The following is a 15,694-nucleotide window of genomic DNA, read 5'->3' on the forward strand; positions in this document are numbered from 1 at the left end:
CGGAGGATGGTGTGAGCGAAAAGACACGTAAAACCAAGAATGGGCGATGGGCCTTTCGTCTTGTTGGGCTGGTCCTGATCCTCTTTGGCTGTTTCATCCGTGCAGTGGATCCTTACCCGGTTCGAATGACTCGCCTGGTTTATTTCGATGTGCTTCAAAGGTTGTCTCCGCGAGAATTCAATCCGGATCTTCCCATACGCGTCGTGGATATCGATGAAGATGCGTTGGCCAATTGGGGACAGTGGCCCTGGCCGCGCACTCTGGTCGCTCAGATGGTGAAGAATCTGGGCGACTACGGTGCTGCAGCCATCGCTTTCGATATGCTTTTCGCCGAGCCTGACAGGTATTCACCATCACGCCTTCTGAACGATCCATCGCTTAAGGGTATTTTGACGGTGGAGCACCATGCCCAGAAGCTGGACAACGATGTGTTACTTGGAATGGAAATTGCATATTGGCCAGTAGTTCTGGGTGCCGCTGCGCGTCTTTCGCAGGAAGGTAAAAACATCACGCCCAAAGCGGGAATTGTCGAATTTGGGGAAAACCCTGCTGAGGGTTTGATTTCAGTTCCTCATTGGACGCCAATCGCGCCTCCGCTGGACCGAACTGCGGCAGGAATTGGTGGCGTCAATGTCTCACCCATTGGTGGAACTGGTATCGTGCGCCGCGTGCCAGTTCTTTGGGACGGGCCGGACGGGCCCATGCCAGGTCTGGCAATCGAATCTCTGAGGGTTGCACTGGGGGAGACCACCATTTTTGCCGAAGGCGCGTCAGACGAAGCAGGCATCATGCTGGCTGTTGAAGTCGGGGGCTACCGGATGCCAACAACCGAGAATGGTGAACTTTGGCTGAAATACCGGCGTGACACACCTGACCTTTATATTTCGGCCAACGACGTCATGGCAGGTTCCACCGATCCGTCTTTGCGGGCCGAAATCGAGGGTAGCATAATACTCGTCGGCACGTCCGCTGCAGGTCTGTTTGATATTCATCAAACGGCGCTTGGCGAAAGTGTCCCAGGTGTTTCAATTCATGCGCAGATGATCGAGCAAGTCTTGACCCAAGAGATGCTGAGCCGGTCTGATGTAACGGCGGCGCAGGAGTTGCTTGCCTTTGCCCTTCTGGGGCTTGTCGTAATTGCTGTCATGTCCATTTTTGGTGCTGTTGCCTCCTTTATTGCTGGTGGCATTGCCGCGGCTGCCGTTCTGACGATCAGTTGGCTGGTCTTTCAGAATCAGTCTGTGTTGTTTGATGCGACTTTCCCATTAATCGGGGGTATGGTGAATTTTGGTCTGTTGGCAGGCTACTTGTTCATTTCGACCGAACGCGAAAAGCGTGAGATCCGAAAGGTGTTTTCGCACTACGTTGCCCCTGAAATTCTCGATGAAATGGAAAGTACGGGCCACCAATTGCAGCTGGGAGGAGAGACCCAGGAAATCACCGTTATGTTCTCGGATATTCGGGGTTTTACGTCTCTGTCCGAAACAGCATCCGCCAGCGAGCTTGTCTCCGTCCTGAACGCGCTGTTTTCCAAAATTGGGGATCAGGTCCTGCGCGAGCGCGGAACGATCGACAAATTTATTGGTGACGCGATCATGGCCTTCTGGAACGCGCCAATCCCTGTTGCAGACCATCCGTGCCGTGCAGCATTCGCGGCGCTCAAGATGCGAAGCGCGTTAGAAGACTTCAATGCGTCCAGCATTATGCGAAACAGGCAACCCATTGCTTTGGCAACAGGAATTGCCACAGGACAGGCCTGCGTTGGGAACATCGGATCAGAAAAGCGCTTCAATTATACTGTTATCGGCGACGTCGTGAATGTCTCAGCAAGGCTTGAACAAAGCTGCCGTGCGGTTGACTATGATATTGTCGTATCAAACGGGGTTTCCCGCGCGGGGCAAGCGGATCTGGCATTGTTGGAGGCAGGGCGTGTTGATCTGAAAGGTAAAGCCAACCCCGAACCTGTGTTTGTTCTTGTGGGGGATCAATCGGTCCTGAAGGCGCGGGCGTTTCAGGATCTTACTTCTCTGCACAGCGAATTGATTTCAGCGATAAAAGGCCGACACCCTCAGGGCAGGATCGAAGAACTATGTCGGCGCTGCGAAGATCTGGCTGAAGACATCGAGCCAGGTCTCCGCCGGTTTTACCGCGCGCTTCTTGGCAGAACGGCTGATTTCAGATCGGACATGCCATCGGGTCAACTCATGTTCACCAGGTACAACCAGCGGGTAGGGGCCGAGTAGACCGCGATGCGATCTTGGTTTCGTTCCCTCACAGACAGTCGTGACTCAATAGAACAGACCTAGCGGGCTAACGTTAAAGCATCCTTGCGCGTTGCGTCTCTTCGGTGACGTGGCCGGTATTGAGAACTGAAAGTCCATGCCGTGCTGAATTTCGCACAATAGGGTGTCTCTTTTCTTGAAATTGGCGTAATACGTTAGCGCAAACTATTTTGCCGCAAGTAAGTAGTGACCCGGCGCAGGCCCGCCTGCGTCACGAAGCTCTACGGTAGGCAAGAAGGGGGGAGAACAGGTGTATCTTGGTCTGGATCTGGGGACGTCCGGTCTCCGTGGTATTGTCGTTGATGAAGGCGGCCATGTGCTGGCCGAGGCCGATGCAAGTGTTGAAACCTCAACACCTCGTTCCGGGTGGTCCGAGCAGGTGCCGGGTGAGTGGATTGAGGCCTGCCAAAAAGTGGTTACCCAATTGCGAAAGGCAAATGCCGCGGCTTTTTCCGCTGTGCGTGCTGTTGGTTTAAGTGGGCACATGCACGGTGCCACACTGATCGACAAAGATGGAAACGCATTACGGCCATGCATTTTGTGGAACGACACGCGATCCGCGCTTGAGGCTGCTGATCTGGACGGTGCCGCGGGGATGCGTGCGATCACAGGTAATATCGTGTTCCCGGGTTTCACCGCGCCTAAACTGGAATGGGTGCGCAGGCATGAGCCCGAGGTCTTCGCAAAAGTCTCCAAAGTGCTGTTACCAAAAGATTATCTTCGTTTGTGGCTGACGGGCGAGTATATCAGCGACGTGTCAGACAGCGCCGGAACCGCCTGGCTGGATGTTGACAGTCGCGAATGGTCCGACACAGCGCTTGAGCAAGGTCACATGCACCGCGATCAGATGCCAGAACTGGTTGAGGGCAGCGCGGTTGGAGGGCAGTTGCGGCCCGAGATATTGCTGAACTGGGAATTGGCCGGGCCTGTAATTGTTGCAGGCGGCGCAGGCGACAATGCCGCGGCAGCCTGTGGAATTGGCAGCATTAACGAGGGGGCGGGTTTTCTGTCATTGGGTACCTCTGGTGTGCTGCTGGTGGCCAAAGAAAGTTATGCACCCGCGCCGGAAACAGCGGTTCATTGCTTTTGTCACGCCGTGCCTGAGCGTTGGATTCAGATGGGCGTCATTCTGTCTGCCACAAACAGCTTGAACTGGCTGTCTCGAAACTTGGGACAGCCCGTTGGGGCGTTGGCGTCGGCGCTACCGGATCAGATCAATGGGCCGTCTGGTACGACCTTTTTGCCTTATTTGTCAGGGGAACGGACGCCGCATAACGACAGCGCCATCCGAGGCGCATTCCTTGGACTGGATATCGCCACGGATCCGAAGGCTCTGACGCAATCCGTGATGGAAGGTGTTGCCTTTGCCATGCGTGATTGCCTTGAGGCGCTCAAGGCCACGGGAACCACGCCAGAAAGCCTGACCGTTGTGGGCGGCGGAGCGCGATCTCGGTTCTGGCTAGAGACACTGGCGACTGTCCTGAATACACGTCTTGTTCTGCCCAAGGGGAGTGAGTTTGGTGCCGCGACCGGCGCAGCGCGTCTGGCGGCCTGCGCATTACGGGGGGCAGACCCGGCGGGCGTCATGACCCCTCCGGAAACGGCTGAAGTCATTGTGCCAAGGACCGAGCTATGCGACGGGTATGAGAATGCCTATCAGCTTTATCGCCAATACTATGCGGCGTTGGCACCGCTTTCCGCGTCGTGATGGCGGGGCAACGCTCAGCAACCATAGAACGGGTTGTGCTGGAAGACGGTGACATGTCCGCCTCATTGCTCAGCTATGGTGCGATCACCCAAGGGTGGTGGTTGGGGCAAACGCCACTGATACTGGGCTATGAGACACCGCAGGACTATCTGACGGACCCATATTACCTGGGTGCAATCGTCGGGCGCTTGGCCAACCGTGTCAGTGGGGCGCAGTTCGATTTGCTGGGTGAAACCATCAGAGTTACGGCGAACGAAGGCAAAAACGCGCTACACGGCGGTCGGGATGGTCTGTCCCATCAGTATTGGAGTGTCGAGAAAACTGCTCTAAATCAGGCGGTTTTGTCGATAACTTCACCTGATGGTGAGGGCGGGTTTCCTGCGGAAGTCCAGTTCGTGATAAAGGTGGAGCTGGCTTATCCGTGTCTGATCTATACGATTACGGCGCATCCGGATCGGCCCACGCCGATCAGCATCGCGCAGCACAATTATTACTCACTTGGTTGCCCGCAGGGCATTCTCGATTGCCGTCTCAAACTACATGCCAAAACCCTTCTTGAATTGAACGCAAACGCCATACCCACCGGCCGCATTCTAAAAGCCGATGCAGAAAGCCTGGATTTCACGCGCGGTCGCGTAATCGGTCAAGAAGCTGGCTTTCTTGACCACTATTTTGTGTTTGAAGATGGACGGGACGTGACCATGCCTGTTGCAGAAGTCGAAACGCCATCGGGTTTAAAGATGAAGGTTTATTCAGATCAACCGGGCGCACAGGTCTATACAGCTGCACATTTGTCTGATCCTTTCAGACCCGGGGCGGCGCTTTGTATTGAGCCCGCCGGATACACCGACGCGGTGAACAATCCGGCCTTTCCTTCTGTGATCTACACGCCGGAAAAACCCTATCGTCAGAAACTTACGCTAGAGATTTTCGAGGATTAAACATGAAAGCTCGGATTTCGGCAGCTTCAATAGGCTTTTGGCTGATGGCATCAGCACTTCAGGCGCAGGACCTTGGACCCGTTCCGAAATTTCTTGAGCCGGACCTGGAACGTGTCGAACTGGGACAGTTGTTGTTTTACGACCCCATTCTTTCGGGGAACAAGAATATCAGTTGCGCCACCTGCCATCATCCGAAACTGGGCACGTCTGATGGGCTTTCACTTGGAATCGGAGAAGGCGGTGTGGGGCTTGGGGCCGAGCGTAAGATCACTCAGGATAACTCTCCCGAACAGCGGATTCCGCGAAACTCGCCGGGCCTGTGGAACCTTGGTGCGTTGGAATTCACAACTTTTTTCCATGATGGTCGGCTGGAGGCTGATCCGTCACAACCTAATGGCGTCAGAACGCCATTAGGGACGGATATGCGGCGCGGCTTTCAATCGGCTCTGGCTGCGCAAGCGATGTTCCCGGTGCTTTCACCTGACGAGATGGCGGGTCACTATTCTGAAAACGAGGTGAGCAAGGCGGTACGGCTTGGCTTGTTGACCCAGGAGGGCGGGGCCTGGGACCTGATCGCTGCACGTGTGGCGGGGATACCGGAATATTCGCAGCGGTTTGAGGACGTCGCGCCCAGAGAAGAGATCACCTTTACCGCCATTGCCAATGTCATAGCGGATTTCATCGCTTTTGAGTGGCGTGCGGACAACAGTCTTTTTGATCGCGCTATGCGGGGCGAGGCGTCTCTGCCCGCGTCAGCACAATTGGGCATGACCCTGTTTTACGGTGAGGCCGGGTGCAGCAGCTGCCATTCCGGATGGTTCCAGACGGATCACAGTTTCCATTCCATCGCCATGCCCCAGATCGGCCCCGGAAAAGCGGCCAGGTTCGAAAACCACGTGCGCGATGACGGGCGGTTGCGCGTCACAGGGGATGCAAGGGATGCGTTTGCTTTTCGCACGCCCTCATTGCGGAACGTGACACTGACCGCGCCCTATGGGCACAGTGGCGCGTATGCTGAGCTTGAGGATGTGGTGCGTCACCATTTGGATCCTGTGGTAGCCTTGCGCAATTATTCGGTCGAGAAAGCCGAACTGCCCGAATTTGATGGCGCGCTGGATGCCCAGGCCATGCAGGACCCCATGCATGTGGAGGCAATTGCCGCCTCAAACACATTGGCCCCAATGAGCCTGAGCGATGATGACATCAACGCCATCCTGAGTTTCCTTGGCACTCTGGAGGACCCGGCAGTTCGCTTGGGGGTGCCCAAGACGGTTCCAAGCGGTTTGCCCGTTGACCAATAGTCAGCGGTCAGCGGCTAAGGCGTATCACCTGATTGGGGTTGGCGGTCTGCCAATCACTTGCCTTGCCATCGGGCCAGATCACCCTGACCTGTAAGCTTTCCGCATCGCCCAGACCAAAGTGGTGAAATCCAGCAATGCCACTGGCATGACCGCCGCCAACTGTGACTTCCCGGGTCTGCACTCCGGCGTCCGTTTTGACCTCGATAAAACTGCCGATGGCCAAGCGGTTGGGTTGTGCTTGACCCACATCCACCATCAACCAGTTGCCATTTTGCGGCTTGTTCTGAAAAACCTCCAGTGATGAACCGCGATTGACGACCACCATGTCCAGCCAGCCATCCCCGTTCAGATCGGCCAAGGCCCCGCCGCGGGACTTTGCCATAGAAGCCACGCCCGCTTGTTCTGCTGTTTCGACAAATTGCCCATTGTCGTTTTGTATCAGTAGGTTGTTTGGATCGGTTTGAGCGGCGTCTGGCATCTGTTCGACATTGCCCTTAGCGACAAAAATATCGTCCCGCCCGTCATTATTAACGTCACCGAATTGGGCGTGCCAGCCGGTTGAAGGACGACCATCACCACCTGTGTGTGGCCTATGTGCTGTCGTCCCCCGATCATAGGTTGCGTCCCGCCATGTTGGCCCCTTAGTCGACGGATCGAATGTCTGGAATTTTTGATCCCCCATCGAGGTCAGGTAGACGTCTGGAAACCCGTCGCCGGTCAAATCGCGCGAGGCGATGCCCATGCCCCAGATCGAATAAGGCAGCCATCCGTCTGCGTGCCCATAAAGCCGTGGGGTGTCCTCCATCGCCCAAAGTTGCTCTTGCCCGTTGCGCACATAGTAGTGGCGGTCGTTGCTGACACGCAGATCCGCACGCCCCGACCGCGCCCAGTCGGAAAACAGAATTGAGAGGGAACAGTGCCCCGGTTCCAGATGAACAGGGGCGCCATATGAGCTGTCATGCGGTCGGTACAGCAAGGTCGGCCCGCATGTCTCAAATGGTCCATCGGGGTTGTTGCGGTCAACGTAGGTGCCAAACGCCAGCGTGGGCAGCGCTTGCCCGCTTTCCCAAGTGGCAGAGAAACCCGTGGTCCAATGATCCTCAGAAGTGAAGTTCAGCGAGTTGAAAAGGTCGAACGCGCAATCCGGCCCGCCGCGCAGCAACAGATCTGAACCCACGCGCAGAACTGCCAGGTCAAGCAACCCGTCGCCATCTACATCCAGCGGATATGCGCCGGTCACACCAGTCAGGGACAAAGCGCTGGGCGTGTCTGCCCGAAACTGAATGTCTTCCTCGGATAAGTTTACAAAAAACTGCGCTGGGTTTGAACCTCCGGCAGCAAAAAGTTCGGGGCGGTCGTCGCCATTACAGTCGAAAACAGCGACCCCACCGCCCACAAAATGTTCCCACCCGCCGTCATAGATATGGGGTTGAACGTCAACGCCAAAAAACTGCGGGGAAGGCGCATCCGCCGCAACGGTTGTTGCTGTGGTCAGCAGGAAAGCCAAACTAGTTCGCATGTGCCGCCAATTCCCTGACTTTCAGAATCGAGACCTGTTCGATTCCATAAGCAGCCGCCCCCTTTGCCCACATTGAATCCCCCCAGTGATTCACTTTGATCGCGGGCAGGGGTGCGTCAACGCTGACGACACCGTTTCTGATACGCGTCATTACGTCTTCCGAGTGCAGATATTCAAAACTGCCCCTTGTGCCGGACAGGATAATGCATTCCGGATCGAACAAATTGATCAGGTTCGAAACCCCCATTCCAAACATTTGACCGGCCCGGGACAGTACGGAAATCGACCGAGCATCGCCGGCATTTGCGGCCGTAAGAATATCTGTAAGTGTGCGAGGATCCGTGGCCTGGCTGGCAATCGTCGCTTCGCGGATCAACGCGTATTCTCCGACATAGGCTTCCAGACATCCGCGCTGTCCGCACTGGCACAGCGCGCCGTCCAGTTGAACTTTCAAATGCCCGAACTCCGCGCCGCATCCGCGCTCGCCGCGATAAAGTTTGCCATCAACGACGATACCCAAACCGATGCCGTGTTCGATGGTCACAACCAGAAATGTTTTCAGCCCTTTTCCCAGCCCAAACAATTGCTCGGCCTTGGCCACCAGATTGGCGTCATTTTCGATAAAGGCGGGGCAGGGCAGCGCCTTGGACAAGAGCGGGCTCAGGTCTACGTTGCGTTCTGTCAAAGAAGACGACCAATGTACAAAGTTCTTTTCTGCGTCGATCAACCCCGCAATGCCGATACAGACGCCGGACAGATCAGACAGCGACCGGTTCGCAGTGCCACAGGCAAGGTCAAGGGCAGTGCGGATCGTTTGTGTGAAGATTTCGGGTGCCATACGCGCCTCATCCAATGGATGGGTATAAGAGGCGATTTCGGTGCCTTCGAAATCCACCAAGATGACCGAGATCTGATGCCGCGCGACCTTTACGCCTGCAATCATGTGACAACCGCCGTGCAGTTTCAAAAGCACACGTGGCCTGCCACGACGTGTGGATTTTGACTGCGACTCCCCTTCAATTTCTTGGATTAGACCGGCGGACAGCAGGTCTGCTGTGGCAGATGTGATTGTTGCAGGGCTGGTTTCAAGCGCCGTGGCGATGTCGATTCGCGAGATGGCTTCGGTTGCGCGAATCTGTTCCAGCACCCGCAACCGGGTGATGTTTCTTTGGTCCGTGGCGTTTGAAGAAGCTTTGCTTTTCAGCATCTTGCCCTCGCGAATCTAATCCCTGTTTCAACCTAGGTGGTTTTTTCTGTTACCGATAGCATAAATATTTTACCGACTGAAATAAATATGCTACTCAGAATTATCGGGGCCACGAATCATGAAGCGATGGCTCAATGAAACCGGGAGGAAATCATGAAAAGAATTCTCAGCGCTTCCGCTGTGGCGGTGTTGATGGGTACGGCCGCCTTTGCTGAACCTGTTGTGGGCGTCAGCTGGTCGAACTTCCAGGAAGAGCGTTGGAAGACCGACGAGGCCGCGATCAAAGCCGCGCTCGAGGCGGGTGGAGCCGAGTACATTTCGTCGGATGCGCAATCGTCCTCGGCCAAGCAGTTGTCGGACATTGAAAGTCTGATTGCTCAGGGCGTTGATGCACTGATCATTCTGGCGCAAGACTCTCAGGCCATTGGTCCGGCGGTTCAGGCAGCCGCTGACGAGGGCATTCCAGTTATCGCGTATGACCGCCTGATCGAAGATGACCGGGCGTTTTATCTGACCTTTGACAACGTAGAAGTTGGCCGGATGCAAGCGCGCGCTGTATTCGACGCGATGCCCAAGGGTAATTACGTGATGATCAAGGGTTCGCCCACCGACCCGAACGCGGATTTCCTGCGTGGTGGTCAGCAAGAGATCATCCAGGGCGCCGTTGACAGTGGTGACATCGTGATTGTGGGTGAGGCTTATACCGACGGCTGGCTGCCTGCGAACGCGCAGCGCAACATGGAGCAGATCCTGACAGCGAACGAAAACAACGTTGATGCCGTGGTCGCCTCGAATGACGGTACTGCTGGTGGCGTTGTTGCTGCTCTGACCGCGCAAGGCATGGACGGTATTCCGGTCTCGGGCCAGGATGGTGACCACGCGGCGCTGAACCGTGTTGCCAAGGGCACGCAGACCGTCTCGGTTTGGAAAGACGCACGTGAGCTGGGCAAAGCTGCCGGTGAAATCGCGGTTGCGTTGAGCAGCGGAACAAGCCCTGCGGATGTCGAAGGCGCGATCAGCTGGACCTCGCCCGGTGGCACCGAGATGAACTCGGTCTTCCTGGCGCCTGTGCCGATCACCAAGGACAACCTGACCGTTGTGGTCGACGCGGGCTGGATCCCGCTGGAAGACCTTTGCCAGGGCGTCGAAAACGGCCCTGCGCCCTGTAACTAAACCAAGTTCCAAATCACAACGTCTCTGGCCCGCAAGGGTGGGCCAGAGATCATAGCTGAACATGAAAGATCGGATATGACCGAAACTTCGTCTCAGCCGGTACCCCAAAAAGCAAAGGCCAACCTGTTCCAGCAGCTGGAACTGGATATGCGGCTATTGGGCATGATCGGCGCCTTCATCATCCTGTGCATCGGCTTCAACATCGTTACGGATGGCCGTTTTCTGACACCCAGAAACCTGTTCAACCTGTCGATCCAGACCGTTTCGGTTGCGATCATGGCTTGTGGCATGGTGTTCATTATCGTCATGCGCCATATTGACCTGTCGGTTGGGGCGCTTCTGGCGACCACATCTGCGGTCATGGCGATGACTCAGACCGAGCTATTGCCCAACGTATTGGGAATGGGTTTGAACCACCCGGCGACCTGGGCGATCACTTTGGTCGTGGGTCTTGTGGTGGGCACATTGATCGGCGCCTTCCATGGTTGGATGGTGGGCTACCTGACCATTCCGGCCTTTATCGTGACGCTTGGCGGTTTTCTGGTCTGGCGCAACGTTGCCTGGTACATGACCGATGGCCAGACAATCGGCCCGCTGGACAGCACCTTCCTGATGTTCGGGGGGACAAACGGCACGTTGGGAACTACCGTCAGCCTTTTGTTCGGCCTTGCCGCCACTGCTATTGCAATCTGGGCGTTGTGGAGCGGCCGCCGGTCCAAAGCCGCCCACGGGTTCCCTGTGAAACCTGTTTGGGCTGAGACAACTCTGGCTGGAATCATTGGCATCGCCATCATGGGCTATGTCCTGATCGTCAACAGCTATGCAATCCCGACCCGCCGTCTGGAACGGATGTTCGAAGCGCGGGGTGAGACCATGCCCGAGGGGCTGATTGTTGGCTACGGCATTCCGATCTCGGTTCTGATCCTGATCCTGGTGGCCGTGACATTGACCGTTGTAGCCCGCAAAACCCGCTTTGGCCGTTACATCTTTGCCACTGGCGGCAACCCGGATGCGGCAGAGTTGTCCGGTATCAACACGCGCATGATGACCGTCAAAATCTTTGCTCTGATGGGATTCTTGTGTGCGTTGTCAGCGGTTGTGGCCTCGGCCCGTCTGGCCAACCACTCGAACGATATTGGCACGCTGGATGAACTGCGCGTGATTGCTGCTGCGGTGATCGGTGGAACCGCTCTGTCGGGTGGTATTGGTACGATCTACGGCGCAATCCTTGGTGCTTTGATCATGCAGGCGCTGCAATCGGGCATGGCCATGGTCGGCGTGGATGCGCCGTTCCAGAACATCGTCGTCGGCACTGTCCTGGTTTTGGCTGTCTATATCGACATCGTCTATCGCAAACGTCTGGGGGCGAAATGATGCAAGCTCAAGAAACACAGAACCAAGCTTCGGGCCGTGGTTCCGGCCAGCCTCCGCTTGTGGAAATGCGCGATATCTCGATTTCTTTCGGGGGCATCAAGGCGGTAGACCACGTCTCAGTTGATCTGTACCCGGGCGAAGTTGTGGGCCTACTGGGGCACAATGGGGCCGGTAAGTCCACTCTGATCAAGGTGCTTTCGGGCGCCTATCAGATGGACCATGGTGAAATCCTGATTGATGGCAAGAAGGTTGAGATCAACAACCCGCGTGACGCGCGCGCCAACAATATCGAGACGATCTATCAGACGCTGGCGCTGGCAGACAATCTGGATGCAAGCTCGAACCTGTTTTTGGGGCGCGAGATGGTCACCCCCTTTGGTCTGGTCAACGATGCTGCGATGGAGGCTGAGTGCCGCAAGATTATGGCGCAGCTGAACCCGAACTTTCAGAAGTTCAACGACCCGGTTTCGGCCCTGTCGGGTGGTCAGCGGCAATCGGTGGCCATTGCGCGCGCGGTGTATTTCAACGCACGCATCCTGATCATGGACGAGCCTACGGCCGCGCTGGGTCCGCATGAAACGCAAATGGTGGCGGACCTGATCCAACAGCTAAAGGCGCAAGGCATCGGGATTTTCCTGATCGACCACGATGTGCACGCGGTGATGGAGCTGTGCGACCGGGCCTCGGTCATGAAGAACGGGCAATTGGTTGGTACCGTGGACATCCCTGATGTCACCGATGACGACCTGTTGTCGATGATCATTCTGGGCAAGAAGCCCGGCGAAAAGACGGAATGAGGTAAGCGAGATGACGAGCGGTTTCTTTCAAGGGATCGAGCAGGTCCAATTCGAGGGCGAGGGCAGTAAGAACCCGCTCGCATTCCGTAACTACAACCGGGACGAGATCGTCACGGGTAAACGCATGGAGGATCACCTGCGTTTTGCCGTGGCGTGGTGGCATTCGTTCGCGTGGGAAGGGGGGGATCCGTTTGGAGGCCCCACTTTCGAGCGCCCCTGGCATCCGCAGGACGACATGGGCCGCGCCAAGATGAAGGCCGATGTGGCCTTTGAGATGTTTGAAATCTTGGGGCAACCTTACTTCTGCTGGCATGATGCGGACATTCGCCCCGAACAGGGAAATTTCGCCGACAATTTGCGGACACTGAACGAGATCACCGACTATATCGGTGAAAAGATGCAGGTGTCGGGCACCAAGCTGCTGTGGGGCACGGCCAATATGTTCAGCCATCGCCGCTGGATGGGTGGTGCCAGCACCAACCCTGATCCCGATGTCTATGCTTTTGCCGCAGCCACGGTGAAATCCTGTCTGGACGCCACCCACAAGCTGGGCGGCGAGAACTATGTGCTTTGGGGCGGGCGTGAAGGGTATGAGACGCTGCTCAACACCGACATGAAGGCTGAACTGGATCATATGGGCCGTTTCCTGAACATGGTGGTCGAGTACAAGCACAAGATCGGGTTCAAAGGCGCGATCCTTGTTGAGCCCAAACCTCAGGAGCCGTCAAAGCACCAGTATGATTTTGACGCTGCCACCTGCATCGGGTTCCTGCGCAAGTACGGTCTGGAGGATGAGGTCAAACTGAACCTCGAGCAGGGGCACGCGATCCTTGCGGGGCATAGCTTTGAGCACGAGATCGCCGTGGCCACAGCCGAAGGGATGCTGGGGTCCATCGATATGAACCGGAACGATTATCAATCGGGTTGGGACACGGATCAGTTTCCTAACAACACGCCCGAAGTCGCGCTGGCCTATTACCACATTCTAAAATCAGGCGGGTTTACCTCGGGCGGCACCAATTTCGACGCCAAGCTGCGCAGACAATCCATCGACGCCGAAGATCTGATTGCCGCGCATGTGGGCGGGATGGACATCTGCGCTCGGGGCCTGAAAGCTGCGGCTGCAATGCTTGAAGATGGCGGTTTGGAACAGGCGCTGGCTGACCGCTACGCAGGCTGGAAGACGCCCGAGGCACAGGCGATGCTGAGTTCCGGTTTGGACGAGATTGCTGCGCGGGTTTTGGCCGAGGGGATCAATCCGCAGCCGCGATCGGGTCGTCAGGAAATGCTGGAAAACTACGTCAACCGATTTGTCTGAGGGCTAGGGTCCGGGAGAGGGCGGTTGGCTCCGCCCTTTGCGGATCAGTCGTCCTGAACGACCTGCTGATGGACTTCGATCACATTGCCTTCGGGGTCGTGAAAGAACACCTGATGCCATTCTTTCGCAAACGTTGTGCCATAGTCTGAATAGGGGATGCCGCGTTCGTCCAGCAGCTTCAGGAAGGCGGGTAGATCATCGGTGCGAAAGGCGATGTGGCCGCGCTCGACTGGGTTGATCACCCGCCCGTTCTTGAAGGCCACGTCAAAGGCGCGCTGGGCCAAATGCATCTGCATGTTGCCTTCGGTCGCAAAGCGGATTTTGCCGTCATAGCCGCTGTCTTTGTCAGCTTCGGTGCGCGGGAAATTATCCTGCGGGATATCATCCAGCCCCAGCACGTTAGTGTAAAAATCATGCATACGATCAACATCATCAGCCACGAAGTTGATGTGGTGGAATTCCAGTTTCATGCTCTGCCTCACCTCGGACAATTGGTGTTTCGGCAGTTCTAACACGTCCTCATGGGGCTGTAGATGGCAAAACGGGATAGCGGGTTGTGTCGGGTGTTCATCCGCGACCATAAAGATCGGAACGAAACCGTTGACCCGTGGCGGCGATCTGTGATGCTGGCGAGATAACACACCGACCACCACAGGTTAGAATGTCCAACCAATCTCAAACCGAAGCCGTATTCCTGAGCGGCAGTCTGATGCGGCATGTCACCCGCATGTCGTTGACGACAAGCATCGGGCTGATGGCAATTTTTGCCGTCGACTTTGTGGACATGGTCTTCATTTCGATGCTGGGCAACGACGCGCTGGCGGCGGCGGTGGGCTATGCGGGAACGCTGCTGTTCTTCACCAATGCGATCAATATCGGCCTTTCGATTTCTGCTGGGGCACTGGTCGCGCGCGAACTAGGGGCGGGGCGCGCCGAGCAAGCCCGGCACTATGCCTCCAGTGTGGCGGTGCTGGGTTTGATCGTCGGGTTGGTCGTACCCGTTCTGGTCTTGTTGAACCTTAGCCATCTGTTGTCATTGCTTGGCGCAGAAGGTGAGGTTCTTAGGCTGGCAATGCGCTATGTCTCGATCATCCTGCCGACAATGTGCGTCATGTCGATTGCCATGGCGGCCATGGCCGTGCTGCGCGCTCGTGGCGATGCACGACGGTCGATGATGGCAACGATCTATGGCGGAGTGGTGAATGCCGTTCTAGACCCGATCCTGATCTTTGCTGTGGGGCTGGGGCTGGATGGGGCCGCGATTGCCTCGGTTCTGGCGCGGCTGTGCATGCTGGCGGCGGCGCTATGGCCCGCGTTGCGGGTTCATCAGGGCTTTGCACGCCCGTCTTTGAAGCAGGTGGCACAGGACTTGCGCCCTGTGCGGGCCATCGCGATTCCTGCCGTTCTGACAAATGTAGCTACGCCCATTGGGAATGCCATCGTTGTGCGGGAAATTGCGCAATACGGAACGGACGCGGTGGCGGGTATGGCCGTCATAGGGCGGCTGCTGCCAGTGGCCTTTTCGGTCATCTTTGCCTTGTCGGGGGCAATAGGGCCAATCATCGGGCAGAATTTCGGAGCTGAGAAATTCGATCGGGTGCGCACGGCCTTTCTGGCCGGAATCAAATTCACGGGGCTTTATGTTCTGGGTATGGCTGCGATTCTGTTTCTCTTGCGGGCGCCGATTGCGGATTTGTTTGCGGCCGAAGGTGAAACTCGGGTTCTCATTTATTTGTTCTGCGGACCTCTGGCGCTGGCATCGTTTTTCAACGGTGTGATTTTTGTTTCGAATGCCAGCTTTAACAATCTTGGGCATCCAGTCTATTCAACTTGGATCAATTGGGGGCGTCACACGGTAGGAACCTGGGTTTTCGCAACCATCGGATCAAATCTCGCGGGGGCGTCCGGTGTTCTGTTGGGACAAGCTTTTGGCGGCGTCATTTTCGCCTTAATCAGCTGGGTCATGGTTGAGCGCGTGGTTGGCCGACTAAGACGTTCGCTCGCGCCCGAACCATTTGTGGATCAGGGCCGGATTCATTCCCTGTTTGGGCGCCGCGGCTGGTAACGCATCGCA

General features: G+C 56.4%; 12 protein-coding genes. 9 read left to right on the forward strand and 3 right to left on the reverse strand.

Features of this window, described 5'->3' with window-relative positions; translation table 11 throughout:
- Nucleotides 1–11: 11 nt before the first annotated feature.
- The 4 genes from I9187_RS05365 (at nt 12) to I9187_RS05380 (ending at nt 6,232) form a co-directional block, all read left to right on the forward strand.
- Nucleotides 12–2,243, forward strand: a complete 2,232-nt coding sequence (locus I9187_RS05365) for an adenylate/guanylate cyclase domain-containing protein (RefSeq protein ID WP_348540073.1) — start codon at nt 12–14, stop codon at nt 2,241–2,243.
- A gap of 289 nt (nt 2,244–2,532) precedes the next feature.
- Nucleotides 2,533–3,990 (forward strand): xylulokinase, encoded by a 1,458-nt coding sequence (gene xylB / locus I9187_RS05370; protein WP_209940104.1) that lies wholly within the window; start codon nt 2,533–2,535, stop codon nt 3,988–3,990.
- Complete coding sequence (locus I9187_RS05375) at nt 3,990–4,931, forward strand: aldose epimerase family protein (protein WP_216599143.1); 942 nt, start codon at nt 3,990–3,992, stop codon at nt 4,929–4,931. Before xylB ends, I9187_RS05375 begins: the two co-directional genes overlap by 1 nt.
- A 44-nt stretch (nt 4,932–4,975) precedes the next feature.
- On the forward strand, nt 4,976–6,232 hold the full coding sequence (locus I9187_RS05380) for a cytochrome c peroxidase (RefSeq protein ID WP_245223140.1): 1,257 nt from the start codon (nt 4,976–4,978) through the stop codon (nt 6,230–6,232).
- A gap of 7 nt (nt 6,233–6,239) precedes the next feature.
- Here I9187_RS05380 and I9187_RS05385 read toward each other — a convergent pair whose 3' ends face one another.
- Both I9187_RS05385 and I9187_RS05390 read right to left on the reverse strand, forming a co-directional pair.
- Nucleotides 6,240–7,751 (reverse strand): CRTAC1 family protein, encoded by a 1,512-nt coding sequence (locus I9187_RS05385; protein ID WP_209940106.1) that lies wholly within the window; start codon nt 7,749–7,751, stop codon nt 6,240–6,242.
- A complete protein-coding gene (locus I9187_RS05390) occupies nt 7,741–8,958 on the reverse strand; it encodes an ROK family transcriptional regulator (protein WP_171174933.1) in 1,218 nt (405 codons plus the stop codon). Before I9187_RS05390 ends, I9187_RS05385 begins: the two co-directional genes overlap by 11 nt.
- A gap of 153 nt (nt 8,959–9,111) precedes the next feature.
- On the opposite strand from I9187_RS05390, the gene xylF reads away from it, so the two are divergent.
- The 4 genes from xylF to xylA all read left to right on the forward strand — a co-directional run bounded on the left by xylF (nt 9,112) and on the right by xylA (nt 13,620).
- Entirely contained in the window at nt 9,112–10,131 is a 1,020-nt protein-coding gene (gene xylF, locus I9187_RS05395) for a D-xylose ABC transporter substrate-binding protein (RefSeq protein ID WP_171174931.1), read from the forward strand.
- Nucleotides 10,132–10,206: 75 nt separating this feature from the next.
- The gene (locus I9187_RS05400) at nt 10,207–11,505 is read left to right on the forward strand and encodes a sugar ABC transporter permease (RefSeq protein WP_171174929.1); all 1,299 of its coding nucleotides are present in this window, start codon (nt 10,207–10,209) and stop codon (nt 11,503–11,505) included.
- A complete protein-coding gene (locus I9187_RS05405; protein WP_171174927.1) occupies nt 11,505–12,302 on the forward strand; it encodes an ATP-binding cassette domain-containing protein in 798 nt (265 codons plus the stop codon). Before I9187_RS05400 ends, I9187_RS05405 begins: the two co-directional genes overlap by 1 nt.
- A 10-nt stretch (nt 12,303–12,312) precedes the next feature.
- Nucleotides 12,313–13,620, forward strand: a complete 1,308-nt coding sequence (xylA, locus tag I9187_RS05410) for a xylose isomerase (protein WP_209509212.1) — start codon at nt 12,313–12,315, stop codon at nt 13,618–13,620.
- A 44-nt stretch (nt 13,621–13,664) separates the two neighbouring features.
- Here xylA and I9187_RS05415 read toward each other — a convergent pair whose 3' ends face one another.
- On the reverse strand, nt 13,665–14,090 hold the full coding sequence (locus I9187_RS05415; RefSeq protein ID WP_171174923.1) for a VOC family protein: 426 nt from the start codon (nt 14,088–14,090) through the stop codon (nt 13,665–13,667).
- A 191-nt stretch (nt 14,091–14,281) separates the two neighbouring features.
- On the opposite strand from I9187_RS05415, the gene I9187_RS05420 reads away from it, so the two are divergent.
- Nucleotides 14,282–15,685, forward strand: a complete 1,404-nt coding sequence (locus I9187_RS05420) for an MATE family efflux transporter (RefSeq protein WP_245223141.1) — start codon at nt 14,282–14,284, stop codon at nt 15,683–15,685.
- Nucleotides 15,686–15,694: the final 9 nt, after the last annotated feature.

Source organism: Ruegeria sp. HKCCE4148 (genome assembly GCF_017872495.1).
In the GTDB taxonomy this organism is placed as follows: domain Bacteria; phylum Pseudomonadota; class Alphaproteobacteria; order Rhodobacterales; family Rhodobacteraceae; genus Ruegeria.

Coding starts and splice junctions, on each gene's coding strand:
- I9187_RS05375 (WP_216599143.1), top strand. CDS start 3,990: ATGGCGGGGCAACGCTCAGCAACCATAGAACGGGTTGTGCTGGAAGAC.
- I9187_RS05380 (WP_245223140.1), top strand. CDS start 4,976: ATGGCATCAGCACTTCAGGCGCAGGACCTTGGACCCGTTCCGAAATTT.
- I9187_RS05385 (WP_209940106.1), bottom strand. CDS start 7,751: ATGCGAACTAGTTTGGCTTTCCTGCTGACCACAGCAACAACCGTTGCG.
- I9187_RS05390 (WP_171174933.1), bottom strand. CDS start 8,958: ATGCTGAAAAGCAAAGCTTCTTCAAACGCCACGGACCAAAGAAACATC.
- xylF (WP_171174931.1), top strand. CDS start 9,112: ATGAAAAGAATTCTCAGCGCTTCCGCTGTGGCGGTGTTGATGGGTACG.
- I9187_RS05400 (WP_171174929.1), top strand. CDS start 10,207: ATGACCGAAACTTCGTCTCAGCCGGTACCCCAAAAAGCAAAGGCCAAC.
- I9187_RS05405 (WP_171174927.1), top strand. CDS start 11,505: ATGCAAGCTCAAGAAACACAGAACCAAGCTTCGGGCCGTGGTTCCGGC.
- xylA (WP_209509212.1), top strand. CDS start 12,313: ATGACGAGCGGTTTCTTTCAAGGGATCGAGCAGGTCCAATTCGAGGGC.
- I9187_RS05415 (WP_171174923.1), bottom strand. CDS start 14,090: ATGAAACTGGAATTCCACCACATCAACTTCGTGGCTGATGATGTTGAT.
- I9187_RS05420 (WP_245223141.1), top strand. CDS start 14,282: ATGTCCAACCAATCTCAAACCGAAGCCGTATTCCTGAGCGGCAGTCTG.